Here is a 15,323-nt window from a genome sequence, read left to right on the forward strand (position 1 = left end):
GACGATCGCGCCATTAACGATCGGCGCGATACTTGCGTGGTTGAGTAGGACAGCCCGCCCGCGACAGTAGAAGCCGGGCCGAGCCGCCGGATCGGCGGGGCGCCGGGGCAGGGCGGTGGCGCGCGGCCCGGCGCCCCCGCCGGCCGGCCATGCGGGCCGGGCGGCGCGCAACGGGCGCCCGAGGATCGCGTGGCGATAGTTTCACAGTGAGTTGTTCTACCCCTGGTGCGAAGTCGCGGGCTTCTGTTAGCGTGGGTTGAAGACCAGTGCGGGCGCCGGGTGCCGCATCGGCTCGATCCGGCTGGCGGTACACCGGCCCGGGGCCGCGATTGGCCCGAGACGGGGGACTGATCCTGATGGGCAAGAGACTGGCGATCGTTTCAAGCTATAACGAGGAATGCGGCGCGGCCTTCTACAGCTCCCGCCTCAAGGTCCATCTCGAAGCCGCGGGCCACCGGGTGGAGGTGAAGCGGCTTCCGGTCTCCCTGCTCCGCGTGCAGACGCCGCGCGTCATCCGCAACAAGGGCGACCAGGCGGTGGCGCAGATCGCCAGCGAATTGCGTGACTACGATGCCGTGCTGCTGCAGTTCGAACCCGGGCTCTATGGCAGCAATCGCCGCACCTCCTACCGCCGCGTGGCGCAGCTGCTGAACGCATCCCGCAACGTCGTCATGACCGTGCACGGCTTCGATCGCGCCTCCGCCGGTGCCGGCGTGATCTCCGCGCTGGATGCGCTGATCGACCGCGACCTGCGGCGTGCCTATGCGCACCTGACCGTCGGCGGCCTGGTGGATGAGATCGGGCGCTTCTGGAAGCTGGTCGGCAAGGCGCGGCATGTGAAGGTGATGACCTTCTGCCGCAGCGACGAGACGCTGCTGAAGCGCTTCTACGGGCTGGACCGCATCACCAACTACCCCATCACCTACTTCACCCGCGAACAGGCGGATGCCGTCCGCGCCTCCGTGGACCGCGACGCCTTCCTGACCAAGGTGGGGCTCGACCCCCGGCACAAGCACTTCGCCGTCTATGGCTTCCTGAATGCCTACAAGGGCCACATGACGGCGATGAAGGCGCTGGAATACCTGCCGGATGACTGGCACCTGTCCATCATCGGCGGGGAACACCCGCAGGGCCTGTCGCCGGATCGCGACATCGGCCCCTATGTGCGCCAGCTCCTGGCCTTCGGCCTGACGCAGAACGGACCGGGCGCGGCCGACCAGGCGGTGGTGGCGATGCCGGGGGAGGGGCAGGCCATGAAGCCGGTATCCTATGAGAAGCAGCAGATCCGAACGGAGCTGTTCCGCTACTCCGAATTCCGCAACTTCCTGCCCAGCCGCGACCTGCGCGACCGCATCCACTTCCTCGGCCAGGTGAGCGACGAGGAGATGCCCCGCTTCTACCACGCCATGGACTACGCCGTTCACCCCTACATCAAGACGATGTCGGGGCAATCCGGATCCGGCCCTGCGACCATGGCGGTGGAATTCGGATCGGACGCGCTGTTCAGCAACGCGCCCGTGTTCCGGGAGATGGGCCAGTACTTCGCGGGCGCGATGAATTTCTTCAACATCGGCAATTTCGTCGAGCTGGCGGAAGCGCTGCAGCGCTTCCCCAACTTCCGCGACGAACTGGCCGGGAACCGGGAGAAGGCCCTCCAGACCTACAATCCCCGCGGCATGGTTCAAACCTACATGGATCTGATCGATGCCTGACCGCGCGCAGTGGAACGTGCTGATCACCGGTGCCTGCGGCATGGTGGGCTCGCACATGTACGAAAGGCTGCAGGCGGAATGCGCCTCGGTGACGGGCACCTACACCAAGCCCACCACGGATCTGCGCGAACTGCCCTGCGCGGACCGGCTGGTGGAGATGGATGTCCGCTACGGCCAGCATGTGATGGAGGTGATCGAGCGGCTTCGCCCGACCGTCATCTTCCACCTGGCGGCGCAGAGCTACCCCACCGTCTCCTGGGAACGGCCGCAGGAGACGCTGGAGACGAACGTCGTCGGCACCGCCAACGTGTTCGAAGCCGTGCGCGCGCTGCGCCGCCGCAGCCCGGCCTATGATCCCGTCGTGGTGGTGGCCTCCTCCTCCGCCTCCTACGGCGCCAGCCTGCTCAACTCCGACGGGCCGATCACGGAGGATGCGGCCCTGCTGCCGCTGCATCCCTACGGCGTCAGCAAGGCGGCGACGGACCTGCTGGCCTTCCAGTACTGGAAATCGGACGGCATCCGCAGCATCCGCGCGCGCATCTTCAACTGCAGCGGCCCGCGCAAGAAGGGCGATGTCGTGTCCGACTTCGCGCGCCGCATCGCGGCGCTGCCGCCGGAAGGGGGCACGCTGCGCGTCGGCAACCTCCGCACCCGCCGCGCCTTCCTGCATGTGGCGGACCTGATCGAGGCGCTGATCGGCCTCGCCCAGAAGGGCGCGCCGGGCGAAGCCTACAACATCAGCGGCGAGGAGGTGGTCGAGGTCGGCGCGCTGCTGCCGATGTTCGAGGCCATTTCCGGCAAGCGCGCCCTGCCCGACGTGGATACCAGCCTGCTGCGCCCGACGGATGAGCCGGTGATCGCCGGCGACAATACGCGGCTGCGCCGCCGTACCGGCTGGATGCCGCTGCGGCGCGTGCGGGACATCGTGGACGATGTCTATGCCGATGCCGCCTGGCGCGTCGCCTCCGCCGCCGCCGCCACACCCCTGCCGCCCGCCATCCGTCGCGCGGCCATCCTGGGAGATCCCCGCCTTGGACTCGCTCTCCGCTCCCTCGCCGGCCAGCACGCTGACAGGCCCGCCGCCAGCTAGCGTCACCGCAGGCCCGCCGCCCACGCTGAAGGGCCTCCTCCCGGCCAGCATCTACAATCTCCGCACGGAAGCGAATCTCGGCGTGATCGAGCCCTGGTTCTTCCGGTCGCTTCCCATCCCCGGCGACATCGTCGAATTCGGCTGCTTCCGCGGCACCATGTCGCTGAAATTCGCCTGGGCGCTGCGCGAACTCGGCCTGGCGGACAGCAAGATGATCCATGCCTTCGATACCTTCGAAGGCTTCCAGATCGACGATCCCGGCGGCGGGGCGCTGCATGTCGGCGCCTATTCGGACAATGACAACGCCTTCGAACACCTGACCGCCTGGTCGCACGTGCTGCCCATCCGCCCCGTCAAGGGCGATGCCACGCAGACCTGGCGGCAGCTCACCAGGCCGCTCTCCTTCGTCTGGCTCGACCTCGACATGGATGTGCTGATGGCGCCGGTGCTGGAAGGCATCATGCCGCTGATCCACCCCGGCACCATCCTCGGCATCGACGATGTCGGCCGGCCGGAGACGCCGACGGTGAAGCCCTGGGTGGAGCCGCTGGTCGAGCAGGGCCTGCTGGTCCAGCTGGCGGAAGACCGCGACGCCTTCATCCGCTTCTTCCGCGTCAACAAGGGATAGCGGCGCGCCCTACGGCCGGGGGCGCGGATCCGCCTCCTGCCGCAGCGTCGCCTCGTAGTGGTCGAAGGCATCGTCCAGCCGCTCGAAGACATCGAGGCGGCCGCCATGCATCACCGCCGCGCAGTCGCAATGCCGGCGGATGGTGTCCATGTTCTGCGACACCAGGATGAGCGAGGCGTCGTGCAGCCGCGCATCGAAGGCGGCGGCGCATTTGGCGCGGAAGGCGGCGTCGCCGACCTCGAAGGCCTCGTCCACCAGGTAGATGTCGAATTCGAAGGCGAAGCTGGCCGCCATCGCCATGCGCGCGAACATGCCGGAGGAATAGGTCGCGACCGGCATGTCGAAATAGGGGCCGAGCTCGGTGAACTCCTCCACCCAGCCCGCGGTCTCGGCATGGTCCATGCCATAGACGGTGCAGAGGAAATGCAGGTTCTGCCGCGCGGAGAGCATGGGCTGGAAGGTGCCGGTGAAGCCGATGGGGAAGGAGACGGCGCCCTCCATCACGATGCGCCCCGAATCCACCGGCTCGCTGCCCGCCAGCAGCTTCAGCATGGTGCTCTTGCCGGCGCCGTTGCGGCCGAGGATGCCGAGGCGCATGCGGCCGGGCAGGTCGAGCGAGACGTCATCCAGGATCACCTGGTGGCCGCCGCGGCGGCGATAGGATTTGGTCACGCGCTCGAAGCGCATCATGGCCGCACATGGCGCCGCAGCGCCACCTCCAGCGCCAGGCCCAGCACGGCCAGGCAGGCCGCCCATTGCAGGACATAGAGCGGTGAGAGCCAGGGCGGCTCGTATTGCGGGAAGACGCCGTGGCGGAACCATTCGATCAGGTGCAGCACGGGGTTCAGCGTCATCCAGTCCCGCACGCCCTCCGGCATGTGCATCGGCAGGTAGAAGACGCCGGAGATCATGTAGAGCAGGCGCTGCGCGCTGACCCAGAATTTCTGCACGCCGCGATTGATGCTGTTCAGCGCGGCGCCGAGCAGCGCCAGCCCCGTGCCCAGCGCGATGCCGCCCAGGAAGGCGCCCGCCACCGTCCACCAGTCATCCACCATGGCGTGGTCGCGCAGCAGCACCATGCCGCCCAGCACCACGAAGCAGGCGATGCCATCCACCACGAGATGCGCCACCGCCACGCTGAGCACCAGGTCCACGCGCCGCAGCTGCGGCACCTGGAGAAGGCTCGCCTCCTCCCGGTAGGCGGTGAAGGCGTGCTGCGTGACATGCGCGAAGGCAAGGAAGACCAGCACGCCGGTGGCGTAGAAGAAGAACAGGTCCTTCCCGAGCGGCGGCCGCCCGTGGTTGAAGTAGTACATGCCCGCCGCCAGCACGGCCATGTGCAGCATCGGCTCCAGCACGGCGGATAGCAGGCCGAAGCGGGAGAACTGCGTCATGTGGTGGATGCGGTAGCCCACCAGCGCTTCCAGCGCGCGGAACTGGCCCGTCAGGCCGCGGCGAAGCATCTCGGCCTCCGACCGCGGCGGGCCCGCCCGGCCGGGGCGGCGGGGCAGCGGGCGGTCCGGCAGCGCGGCGTGGCGGGTGGCGACCTCCGGCTCCGCCTGCAGCAGCAGCGTAGCCCGGTGCTGGCGCAGCCTTTCATCCGCGGGCAGGATCGCGCGCGCCTGCTCCGCCAGGTCGATCGCCCGCTGCCGCTGCCCGGCCGCGGCTTCCAGCTCCACCCGCAGCAGCCAGGCCTCGGCATGGGTGGGCGCGACCTCCAGCAGCCGGTCCAGCAGGCTGCGCGCCTCCGCCAGGTCATGCAGCCGCATCGCGATGGCGGCGGCGTGGTAGAGATGCGCGGGATCGCCCCCGCTGATGCCGACGGCCTTCAGCGCGCTGGCCAGTGCGTCGCGCAGCCGGCCGAGATGCAGCAGCACGGCGCTGCGCAGATGGTGGAAATCCGCATCATCCACGCCCGCCGCCGCGGCACGGTCCAGGACCGGCAGCGCAGCGTCCCAATCCTGTTCCGCGGCCAGGCCCCGGGCCAGGATCATCAGCAGGGTGCTGTCATCCGGCGCATGGCCCAGCCCTTCCAGCGCGGCTTCCGCCATCTCCCGCGCCTGGCCGAGGGAGGAGGCGATGTGGGCGCGCAGCCGGCAGGCCTCCGCATGCGCGGCGGGGTCGTCCCGCGTCACGGCCTCCAGCACCGCCCGCGCCTCGAGCGGCTTGCGAAGGTGCAGCAGGATGCGGGCGCGGATGATGGAAAGGGCGCCGGCCCGGTCCCCCGCGGCCGGCAGCTGCGCCAGCGCCGCCAACGCGCCATCGGGATCGCCGCGGCGGATCAGCATGTCCGCCAGGCGCGTCCAGCCCTCCAGGTCCTCCGGCATGCGCAGCAGGTGGCTGCGCAGCGCCTCCGTCGCCGCCGCCTCGTCGCCGGCGCGCAGCAGCACGCCGACCAGCCGCCAGCGCTGCGCCGGCGTGTCGCGATCGGGGAAGCCGGCGATCAGGGCGCGCAGCCAGATGGCCGCCAGGGAATAGGACGCGGCCCGGTAGGCGACCTCGATCGCGACGTCCAGCGCGCGGGCGTCGAATTCGAAGGGATTGGCCAGCCAGCGCCGGGCGATGGCGTCGAGCGGGGTATCGAGCGTCGGCGGCCATTCGGGCGCCGCCGGCGGGGGCGGGCTAGGCGGCATGCTCGCGGATGGAGCGCAGCGCGAAGCCCACCAGCAGCCACAGCACCACGCCGCCCGCCGCCACCTGCAGCAGGATCAGCCAGCGGCGCGGCCATTCCGACGTCTCCGCCAGGGCGGGGGCCACGAAGGTGGTGAGGTAGACGAGCTGCCGGGCCGCTTCCGCCTGGGTGACGGAAAGCTGGGTCTGCGCGCGTTCCACGCGCTGGATGGCCAGGCGTTCCTCGACCTCCAGCGCCGTATAGCCGCTCAGCCGCGTGGCGATGGAACGGTCCTGCGCCTCGCCCTCCTGCGCGGGCCCCGTCAGCTCCCCGCGCACGCGGCGCACCTCCTGCTCCAGGCTCGCGACGCGGCGGCGCAGATTGTCCACATGCACGGCGTTCGGGTTGCCGCCGCTGGCGATCTGCACCGCCAGCTGGCTGCGCAGGTCCGCCAGCGATTCGCGCAGCCGCGTCTCCACCTGGCTGACCATCTGGGCGTTCAGGCTGGGGAACAGCATCTCGTTCGCGTTGCGGAACTCCGCCATCTGCAGCTGCACGCGCTGCAGGTCGGCCTCGGCTTCCGCCACGTCGCGCTGGGCCTGGCGCAGCCAATCCTCCTGCGATCGCCGGCCGAGGCTGTTGACCAGCGCCTCCGCCTGGTCGCGCAGCGCGGCGGCCAGGCGTGCCGCATCCTCCGGCGTGAAGGCCCAGACGCGGACGGTGGTGACGCCCGTGGTGTTGTCGAGATAGGCCTGCACCATGCCGCGCCAGTAGCGCAGCCGCTGCTCGATCGGCATCGAGGGATCGAGCCGGAACAGCCAGTCCTGCTCCGGCCGGCTCCACATCGCGACGACATCCACCTCGCCGCGCAGGTCGTCCAGCGCCTGGCGGCTGCGCAGGTACTGGTTGATGATCTCGCTGTCCTGCAGCAGGGCGGCGAGCGGGTTGACGCCGGACAGCGCGCCCATGACGGAGGGCTGGTCGGCGCGCGTCACCGCCTGGCGGCGGACGGTGAAGCGGAATTCGGAGACATACTGGTCGGCCGCCAGGACATGCAGGTACCCCGCCGTCACGCCGAGCGGCAGCAGCACGAAGAGCAGCAGGCCGAGGAGGAGACCCTTGCGGGACCGGTGCCGCGGCGCCCAGGCGGTGCGAAGGGGGGCGCCATCGTCGCGCAGCGCCAGCCCGCCCGCAGCCCTGGCCGGCAGTGACACGTCGCCCGATCGGCGCTCGTCACTGGCCGGTCGAATCAAGGGCGCCGATGGCGATGACATACCGGGAAATTCTACCTGTGCGCGATGCGCCGGGCAACAAGGAAGCGCCACCACATCCCAGCCGCGATGGACGTGTCGGTCCGCGACACCGCTGAAGGCGGGTGTCGCGGGTGCAGCCGACCGCTATCGCGCCGGTTGTGGGGCCCAGCACGCGGCGGGGGACCGCCAGACGCGGGCGGGCAACGGGGAGAAGGCGGCGTCTGGCCTCGCCCATCGTCGCGATGCGGCTCGTGCTCATGGTCCTGAAGGCCTGCCATGCCGTCGCGCGGCCCGGGGAACTTGAGCCCGACATCATGCCGGTCATCAGCAACCCCGGGCATCCCGCTCCATCAGCCCGGCCCCAGATCCAGCGCCGCCCAAACCTCGCTGACCAGCGCGCCGAATTCCGGCGTGCCGCGCAGCGCCCGCCCATCCCTCGGCCGTGGCAGGGTGATGGGCAGGTCGAGCCGGATGCGGCCCGGGCGCTGCGACAGGACGACGACGCGGTCGGCCAGCGTCACCGCCTCCTCGATGTCATGCGTGACGAAGATGACGGAGCGGCGATGCGTGGCCCAGACGCGCAGCAACTCCCGCCCCATCACCGTCTTGGTCTGGCTGTCGAGCGCGCCGAAGGGTTCGTCCATCAGGTACAGCTCAGGCTCATAGGCCAGCAGGCGGCCGAGAGCGACGCGCTGGCGCATGCCGCCGGAGAGCTGGTGCGGCAGATTCCGCTCGAAGCCCGTGAGGCGCAGGAAGGCGATGAGTTCCGGGACGCGCCGAGCGATCTCGGCCTTCGACCGCCCGGCCAGCTCGGCGCCGACCGCGATGTTGTCGAAGACGCTGGTCCAGGGCAGCAGCGTGTCCCGCTGGAACATGAAGCCCACCTGTGGCGGCGGCGCGGTGACCGCCACGCCATCCACCAGCACCTGCCCGCCGGAGGGTGGCAGCAGGCCGGAGACGACGCGCAGCAGCGTCGATTTCCCGCAGCCGGAGGGCCCCACGATGGCCAGGAACTCGCCGGCCGCGAGTTCGAGGTCGAGACCCTCCAGCACCGTCACGGGCGGCCCCGCCTGGCCCGGGAAGGTGATGTCGAGGCCGCGGACGGCCACCTTGGGCGGCGCCAGCGTCACGCCTGGCGTTGCGCGTTCGAAGCCATCCATCAGGGGGTCCTCCAGCCGGAGAAGCGGCGATCGAGCGCGGCGACCGCGGCATTGCCGACCATGGCGATGGCCATGAGGGTGACGAGGCCGGTGAAGACGCCGGTGGTGTCGAGGTGCCCGGCGGACCGCTCGATGTACCAGCCGAGCCCCGCGCTGGCGCCGATGAGCTCGCCGACCACCGCGCCGATGAGGGAGAGGCCAACGCCAAGCCTGAGCCCCGCGATCATCCAGGGCACGATCCAGGGCAGGAGCACGCGCCGCGTGATGAAGCCGCGCCGCGCGCGCATGGTGCGGAACAAATCCACCAGGTCCCGGTCCACGGTCTTCAGACCCTCATGCACGTTCAGCATGAAGACGAAGAGCACGGTCGAGAACGCCATCATGACCTTGGAGAAGAGGTCGATGCCGAACCAGATGATGAAGAGCGGCGCCAGCGCCACGCGCGGCAGGCTGTAGAGGCCGAGGACCAGCGGCTCCGCCACGCTGTTCGCGTATTTGTGGGTCGCCATGGCGATGCCGATGGGCACGCCTACCGCGAAGGCGAGCGTCAGGCCGAGCCCGGCCTCCGTGATGGTGCGGGAGGCATGGCGCCAGAGATCACCTGCCAGCGCCAGCGACCAGAGGCGTTCGGCGATCAGGCTCGGCGCGCTGACCCAGATGGGATCCACGCCGAGCAGGCCGAGCGATTCCCATGCACCGATGACGATCGCGAAGAGGATCAGCCGGTCCCGCAGCAGCCGGGCGCCGGGGCTGGCCGCAAGGGTGAGGGGCAGGGTGGAGGCGCTCATCCCCGCGCCTCCCCGGTGGCGATGGGGCGCGACGGATTGGCGGACCAGCCGGACAAGGAGGCGGGGAAGAGAGCGGCCTCGATCCCGATACTGGCGAGGGCCGCGATCTGGTGCGCGGCGGAGACGCCGCCGCCGCAGGAGACGGCGAGGCGCTGGCCGCCATCGATGCCGAGCCCCGCGAAGCGTTGGCGCAGCGCCGCCGCGGACAGGAAATGGCCATCCGGGCCGAGGTTGCCGCTGGTCGGCACGCTCAGCGCGCCCGGGATATGGCCCGCGGCGTAATGCGCGGCGCCGCGCGCATCCAGCAGCGCACCCTCCCGCGCCAGCGCCGCGGCTTCATCGGCCGAGACGGTCGGCAGATGGCCGGCGGAGAGCGTGACGTCGCCGGGATCGGGCAGCGGGATGTCGCGCGTCACGGCACCGCCGGCGGCGATCCAGGCGGCGAGGCCGCCATCCAGGATGCGGACATCGGCGATGCCCGCCCAGCGCAGCACCCACCAGGCGCGGCCGGCCCGCTGGCCCTTGCTGTCGTCATAGACGACCACGCTGCCGCCCTGGCGGATGCCCCAGCGCCGGGCATCGCGTTGCAGGACCTCGACGCGCGGCAGCGGCCGCCGGCCGGCCGGCCCGGCGGGCTCATCCGCGAGTTCGGTGGCGAGGTCCACGAAGACCGCGCCGGGGATGTGCCCCGCGCGGTAATCCGCGCGGCCATCGCCATCCTCCCCGGGCACGCGCACATCCAGCAGCACGGGCGCGAGCTGCGCCTGGAGCAGCGCCGCAAGGTCTGCCGCGCTGACGAAGACCTGGTCTCGCGCCATCAGGCGACCTCCTGCCGCAGGCGGCGCGCGGCGGCGTGGCGGTTCTCCGGCCAGGCCAGGTTGAAGTGGGACCGGAAGGTCGCGCCCTCATACTCAAGCCGGAACAGGCCGCGGCGCTGAAGCTCCGGCACCACATGCGTCGTGAAGGCCTCCAGCGCGCCGGGCATGGTCGGCGGGAACAGGATGAAGCCGTCGGCGGCGCGTTCGTGGAACCAGGTCTCGAAATAATCCGCGACCTCCTTCGGCCCGCCCACGACCTCCGCGCCGCCGCGGCTGCGGCGCCAGGTGCGGAAGACGTCGAGCAGTGTGATGCGGTCATCGCCGTAGGAGAGCTTCGCCTGTTCGATGATGGCGGCGGCATCGGGCGGCAGCGCGGCCAGCGCCGGAACCTCGGCTATCCAGGCATCGGGCCGTTCGGCGGAGAGGTCCACGCCCAGCGCGGCGGCGAGGGGCGAGAGGTTGGGCGGCGCCACGGTCAGTTCCTGCACGCGGCGATACAGCGCGTGGCCCTCCGCCTTGGTCCCGCCGACGTAGTAGGCGATGCCGCAGACCAGCGACTGGCTGTCCGGCGCGCGGCCATGCTTGGCTAGGCGGCCCTTGATGTCGGCGTAATAGGCCTTGGCCTTGCCGAGCTGCAGCGCATGGCCGAAGCGGATATCGGCGTAGCGCGCGCCGTATTCCTTCGACCGCTCGCTCTCCCCTGCCGTCAGGATCGGCACCTGGCCCTGCGGCGGGCGCGTGATGTTGAGGGGGCCGGCGACCTGGAACTGCTCGCCGCGGAAATCGATGCGGTGGACGCGGTCCTGGTCCAGGAAGCGGCCGCGATCCTTCTCCGCCACCAGGGCGCCATCCTCCCAGCTGTCCCAGAGCTGGTGGATGATCTCGGTGAATTCGGTCGCGCTGTCGAAGCGCTGGTCGGTGCCCCAATGGGCGTCGCGGCCGAAATTCGCCGCGGCCTCCGGGTCCCGCCCCGTCACCACGTTCAGCGCGATGCGGCCGCCGGAGAGGTGGTCGAGCGTCGCGGTGGCACGGGCGACGTTGAAGGGATGGGCGTAGGTGGTGTTCACCGTCGCGACCACGCCGATCCGCTCCGTGATCGCGGCGACGTAGCCGGCCAAGGTCAGCGCCTCCGGCCGCAGCACCAAATTCGGGTGCTCGGTCTGCTGTTCGGGCAGCCCGACGACGCGGTCCCCGATGAAGTAGAAATCGAGCTTCGCGGCCTCGCTCAGCAGCGCGGTGCGCTTCAGGAAGGCGGGGTCGAAGGTGCCGTCGGCGCGGGCTTCCGGCAGGCGCCACCCCGCGGGGTGGAAGCCGGTGGCCCAGATGGAGAAGCCGAGGCGGATGTGCTGGCGGGGCATGGCGATCTCTCCGGGCGCGTTCAGCGGGCGGCCTGCAACAGGCGCGTCGGCATCACGACCTCATAGGGCTGGGGGCGGATGCTGGGGTCGGTGGCGATCAGGTCATCCTGCAGGCGGGTGATCTCGTCGCGCGTGTAGATGCCATCCCGGCTCAGCCGGTCCGGCAGCCCGGCGGCGACCTGGGCCGTCACCTCCGCCGGCAATTCGGGATAGAGGCGGCGGAGCGTCGCGGTCGCGACCTCCCGGTCATCCAGCAGCAGCGCCTGGGCGCGCAGGATCACCCGCGTGGCGCGGCGGGCCAGGCCCTCATTCTCCTCCAGCCATCGCTGGCGGGCGATGAGGGCGAGGGAGGGGACGTTCTGCGTGCGCCAGTCATAGAGGATGCGGTAGCCCTGGCCTTCCAGCCGCAGGCTGTCGAGATTGCCGAACATGCCGGCGGCGATGCGGTTGGTGTCGAGCGCCGCCTTCTGCGCGGCGCCGACGCCGGCGCCCAGCAGTTCCACGTCGCGCCCGACCTGCAGGCCGCCATCGCGGGCGAAGGCGAGGCGCGCCAGATTCTCCGTCAGGCTGCCGGCGGAGGTGATGCCGACGCGCTGGCCGCGCAGATCAGCCAGGCTGCGCGCGGGCGAATTGGCGCGGACGAGGAGCGAATAGGTGTGGCGGCGATCCAGCGCGAAGGCGATGGCGCCATCGACGTTGCGGTTGCGCAGCCGCACCGCATGTTCCGGCGCGCAGATGCAGTAGGTGATCCCGTTGCCGACCAGCGCCTGCACCGCTGGCGCGCCGCCGCGGAAGTCGACGATGCGCGCCTGGATGCCGGCGTCGGCGAACCAGCCGCGCTCGATGCCGAGCGCTACGGCGGCGGAGGCATCGCCGAGAGAGCCGGCGGTGCCGAAGGTGATCTCCTGTGCGCGGGCCTCCCGCGTCAGCAGCGGCGCGGCGGCGAGGAGAAGAAGGAGGAGGCGGGGGAGCCGCATGGCGTGGACTCTCAGGCTGTGAAGGGTGGTTTCAGTCGAGCTGCGCGCCGGCTTCGCGCACGATGGCGGGCCAGCGCGGCACGTCCTGCGCCAGGCGATCGGCCAGTGCCGCGGGGGTGCCGCCGATGGGCTCGAAACCCTGCGCGGCGAGCTGCGCGGCCACGGCGGGCTCCGCCAGGATGCGGCGGATTTCCGCGTTCAGCCGGCCGATGATCGTAGCGTCCGTGCCGGCGGGCGCGAGGATGCCCTGCCAGGACACGACCTCGAACCCCGTGAGCCCGCTTTCGATGAAGGTCGGCACATCCGGCAGCGCGGGCGATCGCGTGGCGGTGGTGACGCCGAGCGCGCGGATGCGGCCGCCGCGCAGATGTTCCGTCGCGGCGGGCAGGGTCAGGAAGACGGCGTCGATATGGCCGGCGATCAGGTCCTGCAGCGCCGGGCCGCCGCCGCGATAGGGCACATGCGTCCATTCGGCGCCCGCGCGCTTCTTCAGCATTTCCGCCGCGAGGTGGCCGATGCTGCCATTGCCGGGGGAGCCGAGGGTGATGGCGCTCTGCCGCGTCAGCGCGACGAAGTCGGCGAGCGTCGCCGCGGGCAGGGCGTTGCGCACCACCAGGATCTGCGCCGTGCGCACGGTCTGGATTATGGGCGCGTAGTCGCGCAGCGGATCGTAGGAGACGCGGGGGAAGATGGCCGGGTTGATCGCCAGGCTGTCCCAGCCCACCAGCAGCGTGTGGCCATCCGGCCGGGCGCGCGCCACCTGCTCGAAGGCGATGTTGCCGCCGGCGCCGGCGATGTTCTCCACCACCACGGGCTGGCCGAGCGTGTCGGAGAGGTGGCGGGCGATGAGGCGCGCGAGCGGATCGAGGCTGCCGCCCGGCGCGACAGGCACGATGAGGCGGATGGCGCGGTCCGGCCAGGATTGCGCGAAGGCGGGCGCTGACAGCAGGGCGAGGGCGGCGGGCAGCAGGACGCGGCGTTGGATCGGCATGGGATGTCTCGTCACTCGGCGTGGTGCGGGAAGGGCGGAAGGGCCGTCCGCGGGCGACATCGGCTGTTCGAAGCGGCAGCCACGCACCCCCTGTTCCTGCTCACGGTCATCTCCTGCGCTGCGCGGCGGGTCATGCGGACCCCGCCGGCTTGGATGGAAGAAGCATCCTGATCGCGTGGTTTGTCAAATAACACGATCTAAAAAAGTCTAAGATTCGCCGGGCGCTTCCGGTCGGAGCAGGAAGCTGCCGGGGCATGCCCGTTCCGCAGCAAGGATGCGCTGGCGCCGGGGTGGTGGATCAGGATCGTGGCCCGTCTTTGCTGGGAAGTCGGCGGTGCCCGGATGCCGTGGCGCGATGCGGAGGCGGGGCCGGCGGCGGCCGATCGCCTGCCCCGTGCGCTGCCCGGCGGTTTCTCCGCGCACCGGGGTCGTGAAGGTGGATCTGCCGCACCCGATGGGCCTGGAAGCAGAAAAACCTCCGGGCAAGGTGGTGTTTGACGAACAACGGGATTCGGCTGTTATTCGGGGTCGCGCCCGAAGCCCTTCGCCGGCCGCAGGAGAATGCCATGGACTATGACACGCTGACGCTGCGCCCCATCTCCCCGCATCTGGGCGCCGAGGTCAGGGACATCGACATCACCCGGCCGCTGAGCAATCGCCAGGTCGAGGGGCTGCACCATGCGCTGGGCCATTTCGGCGTGCTGTTCTTCCGCGACCAGCGCTTCGACTTCGACAGCCAGAAGCGCTTCGGCCGCTATTTCGGTGACCTCGACATCCACCCGAACACGCCGGGCCCGGCAGGGCATCCGGAGATCCTGCCCATCCATGCCGATGCCACGACGAAGATGATCGCGGGGGAGAAGTGGCACAGCGACGTCTCCTGCTTCCAGGAACCGCCGCTGGGTTCGATCCTGCACCTGCACACCGTGCCGCCGAGCGGGGGCGACACGCTCTTCGCCAGCCTCGGCGCGGCTTATGATGCGCTGTCGCCGCGCATGAAGACCTATCTGGAGGGTCTGACGGCGCATCACTCCGGGGAGAGGAACTACCGCAAGCGCAACCGGCTGAACGGCGTCGATGATCGTGGCCGGGTCTTCCCGGAAGCCGACCATCCCGTGGTGATCCGCCACCCGATCTCCGGCCGCCGCGGCCTCTACGTCAATCGCCTCTTCACCACGCGCATCAACGAACTGCCGGAGGAGGAGGGGGAGGCGCTGCTGCGCTTCCTGTTCGAGCATTGCGAGCGGCCGGACTTCCAGATCCGCTTCCAGTGGCAGCCGGATTCGGTCGCGTTCTGGGACAACCGGGCCGTCCTGCACCTTGCCATCTGGGACTACTACCCGCAGGTGCGCAGCGGCTCCCGCGTGACGGTGAAGGGCGGCAGGATCGCGGCCTGATAGCCCGTCCGGCCACGCCGCTGGCGGCTAAGGGCCTGGTGTTCAGCGCACGGTGAAGCCGATCCAGCGCCCCGCGACGATGACGCCGGCCCAGAGCAGCAGCGATGCCCCGCCGATCACGCGGAAGCTGGCGGGCGGCGGCTGCCTGGCGCCCTGTTCCGGATGGCGGGGCTGCGCCAGCGCGTGGAAGACCAGCGCGTTAAGCCCCGCCAGCAGCAGCAGCGCCAGCTTGATGCGGAAGGCGATGTTGTCGCCGTAGCGGGTGGCGGCGGAGACGAAGAGCAGCGCGCCGCTGGCCAGCGCGACGGCGAAGCCGGCCCAGCTCCAGGGCAGGGCTTCGCGCGTCACCGCCGCCAGGGCACGGCCGCGCCAGGCCAGGCCCAGTAGCCGCAGATCGACATGCGCGATGGTGCCGGCCAGCACGGCCAGGGCGAGGACATGGATGGATTCCAGGGCGGGGAACAGCACCTCCGAATCCTGGATCGCATGGGCCAGCGGCGTTTCCTGCAGCCAGGCCAGGGCGTCGTGCAGCGTGGCCAT

General features: G+C 70.6%; 14 protein-coding genes. 4 read left to right on the forward strand and 10 right to left on the reverse strand.

Translation table 11 applies throughout. From position 1 onward, the window contains the following. Nucleotides 1–356: 356 nt before the first annotated feature. Genes JJI54_RS15715 through JJI54_RS15725 form a run of 3 tightly spaced genes read left to right on the forward strand, consistent with a single transcriptional unit; the run spans nt 357 to nt 3,430 of the window. Complete coding sequence (locus JJI54_RS15715; RefSeq protein WP_203073970.1) at nt 357–1,712, forward strand: glycosyltransferase family protein; 1,356 nt, start codon at nt 357–359, stop codon at nt 1,710–1,712. Next, the gene (locus tag JJI54_RS15720) at nt 1,705–2,802 is read left to right on the forward strand and encodes a GDP-mannose 4,6-dehydratase (RefSeq protein ID WP_203073971.1); all 1,098 of its coding nucleotides are present in this window, start codon (nt 1,705–1,707) and stop codon (nt 2,800–2,802) included. The genes JJI54_RS15715 and JJI54_RS15720 overlap by 8 nt, the downstream gene beginning before the upstream one ends. Next, on the forward strand, nt 2,744–3,430 hold the full coding sequence (locus JJI54_RS15725) for a class I SAM-dependent methyltransferase (RefSeq protein ID WP_203073972.1): 687 nt from the start codon (nt 2,744–2,746) through the stop codon (nt 3,428–3,430). The genes JJI54_RS15720 and JJI54_RS15725 overlap by 59 nt, the downstream gene beginning before the upstream one ends. A 9-nt stretch (nt 3,431–3,439) precedes the next feature. Here the strand turns inward: JJI54_RS15725 and JJI54_RS15730 are convergent, their stop codons facing one another. The 9 genes from JJI54_RS15730 to JJI54_RS15770 all read right to left on the reverse strand — a co-directional run bounded on the left by JJI54_RS15730 (nt 3,440) and on the right by JJI54_RS15770 (nt 13,386). Then, a complete protein-coding gene (locus JJI54_RS15730) occupies nt 3,440–4,120 on the reverse strand; it encodes an ABC transporter ATP-binding protein (protein WP_203073973.1) in 681 nt (226 codons plus the stop codon). Then, nucleotides 4,117–6,063 (reverse strand): tetratricopeptide repeat protein, encoded by a 1,947-nt coding sequence (locus JJI54_RS15735; RefSeq protein WP_203073974.1) that lies wholly within the window; start codon nt 6,061–6,063, stop codon nt 4,117–4,119. Before JJI54_RS15735 ends, JJI54_RS15730 begins: the two co-directional genes overlap by 4 nt. Continuing rightward, nucleotides 6,053–7,255 (reverse strand): hypothetical protein, encoded by a 1,203-nt coding sequence (locus JJI54_RS15740; RefSeq protein ID WP_203073975.1) that lies wholly within the window; start codon nt 7,253–7,255, stop codon nt 6,053–6,055. The genes JJI54_RS15735 and JJI54_RS15740 overlap by 11 nt, the downstream gene beginning before the upstream one ends. Nucleotides 7,256–7,644: 389 nt before the next feature. After that, a complete protein-coding gene (locus JJI54_RS15745; protein ID WP_203073976.1) occupies nt 7,645–8,454 on the reverse strand; it encodes an ABC transporter ATP-binding protein in 810 nt (269 codons plus the stop codon). Then, nucleotides 8,454–9,242 carry an ABC transporter permease gene (locus tag JJI54_RS15750; RefSeq protein ID WP_203073977.1) on the reverse strand — a complete coding sequence of 263 codons (789 nt, stop codon included), beginning with the start codon at nt 9,240–9,242 and terminating at the stop codon, nt 8,454–8,456. Before JJI54_RS15750 ends, JJI54_RS15745 begins: the two co-directional genes overlap by 1 nt. Beyond that, complete coding sequence (locus tag JJI54_RS15755) at nt 9,239–10,060, reverse strand: sulfurtransferase (protein WP_203073978.1); 822 nt, start codon at nt 10,058–10,060, stop codon at nt 9,239–9,241. The genes JJI54_RS15750 and JJI54_RS15755 overlap by 4 nt, the downstream gene beginning before the upstream one ends. Beyond that, nucleotides 10,060–11,418 carry an NtaA/DmoA family FMN-dependent monooxygenase gene (locus JJI54_RS15760; RefSeq protein ID WP_203073979.1) on the reverse strand — a complete coding sequence of 453 codons (1,359 nt, stop codon included), beginning with the start codon at nt 11,416–11,418 and terminating at the stop codon, nt 10,060–10,062. Before JJI54_RS15760 ends, JJI54_RS15755 begins: the two co-directional genes overlap by 1 nt. Before the next feature lie 20 nt (nt 11,419–11,438). Then, nucleotides 11,439–12,395, reverse strand: coding sequence for an ABC transporter substrate-binding protein (locus JJI54_RS15765; RefSeq protein ID WP_203073980.1), 957 nt, complete (start codon nt 12,393–12,395; stop codon nt 11,439–11,441). Between the two features lie 31 nt (nt 12,396–12,426). After that, a complete protein-coding gene (locus JJI54_RS15770; RefSeq protein WP_203073981.1) occupies nt 12,427–13,386 on the reverse strand; it encodes a tripartite tricarboxylate transporter substrate binding protein in 960 nt (319 codons plus the stop codon). 566 nt (nt 13,387–13,952) lie between these two features. Between JJI54_RS15770 and JJI54_RS15775 the strand changes: the two genes are divergently transcribed. Further along, nucleotides 13,953–14,783 (forward strand): TauD/TfdA dioxygenase family protein, encoded by an 831-nt coding sequence (locus JJI54_RS15775; protein ID WP_203073982.1) that lies wholly within the window; start codon nt 13,953–13,955, stop codon nt 14,781–14,783. Between the two features lie 42 nt (nt 14,784–14,825). Here JJI54_RS15775 and JJI54_RS15780 read toward each other — a convergent pair whose 3' ends face one another. Continuing rightward, a complete protein-coding gene (locus JJI54_RS15780) occupies nt 14,826–15,323 on the reverse strand; it encodes a DUF6644 family protein (RefSeq protein ID WP_203073983.1) in 498 nt (165 codons plus the stop codon).

Origin of the sequence: Falsiroseomonas ponticola, from assembly GCF_016805305.1 — a bacterium.
Classification (GTDB): domain Bacteria; phylum Pseudomonadota; class Alphaproteobacteria; order Acetobacterales; family Acetobacteraceae; genus Falsiroseomonas; species Falsiroseomonas ponticola.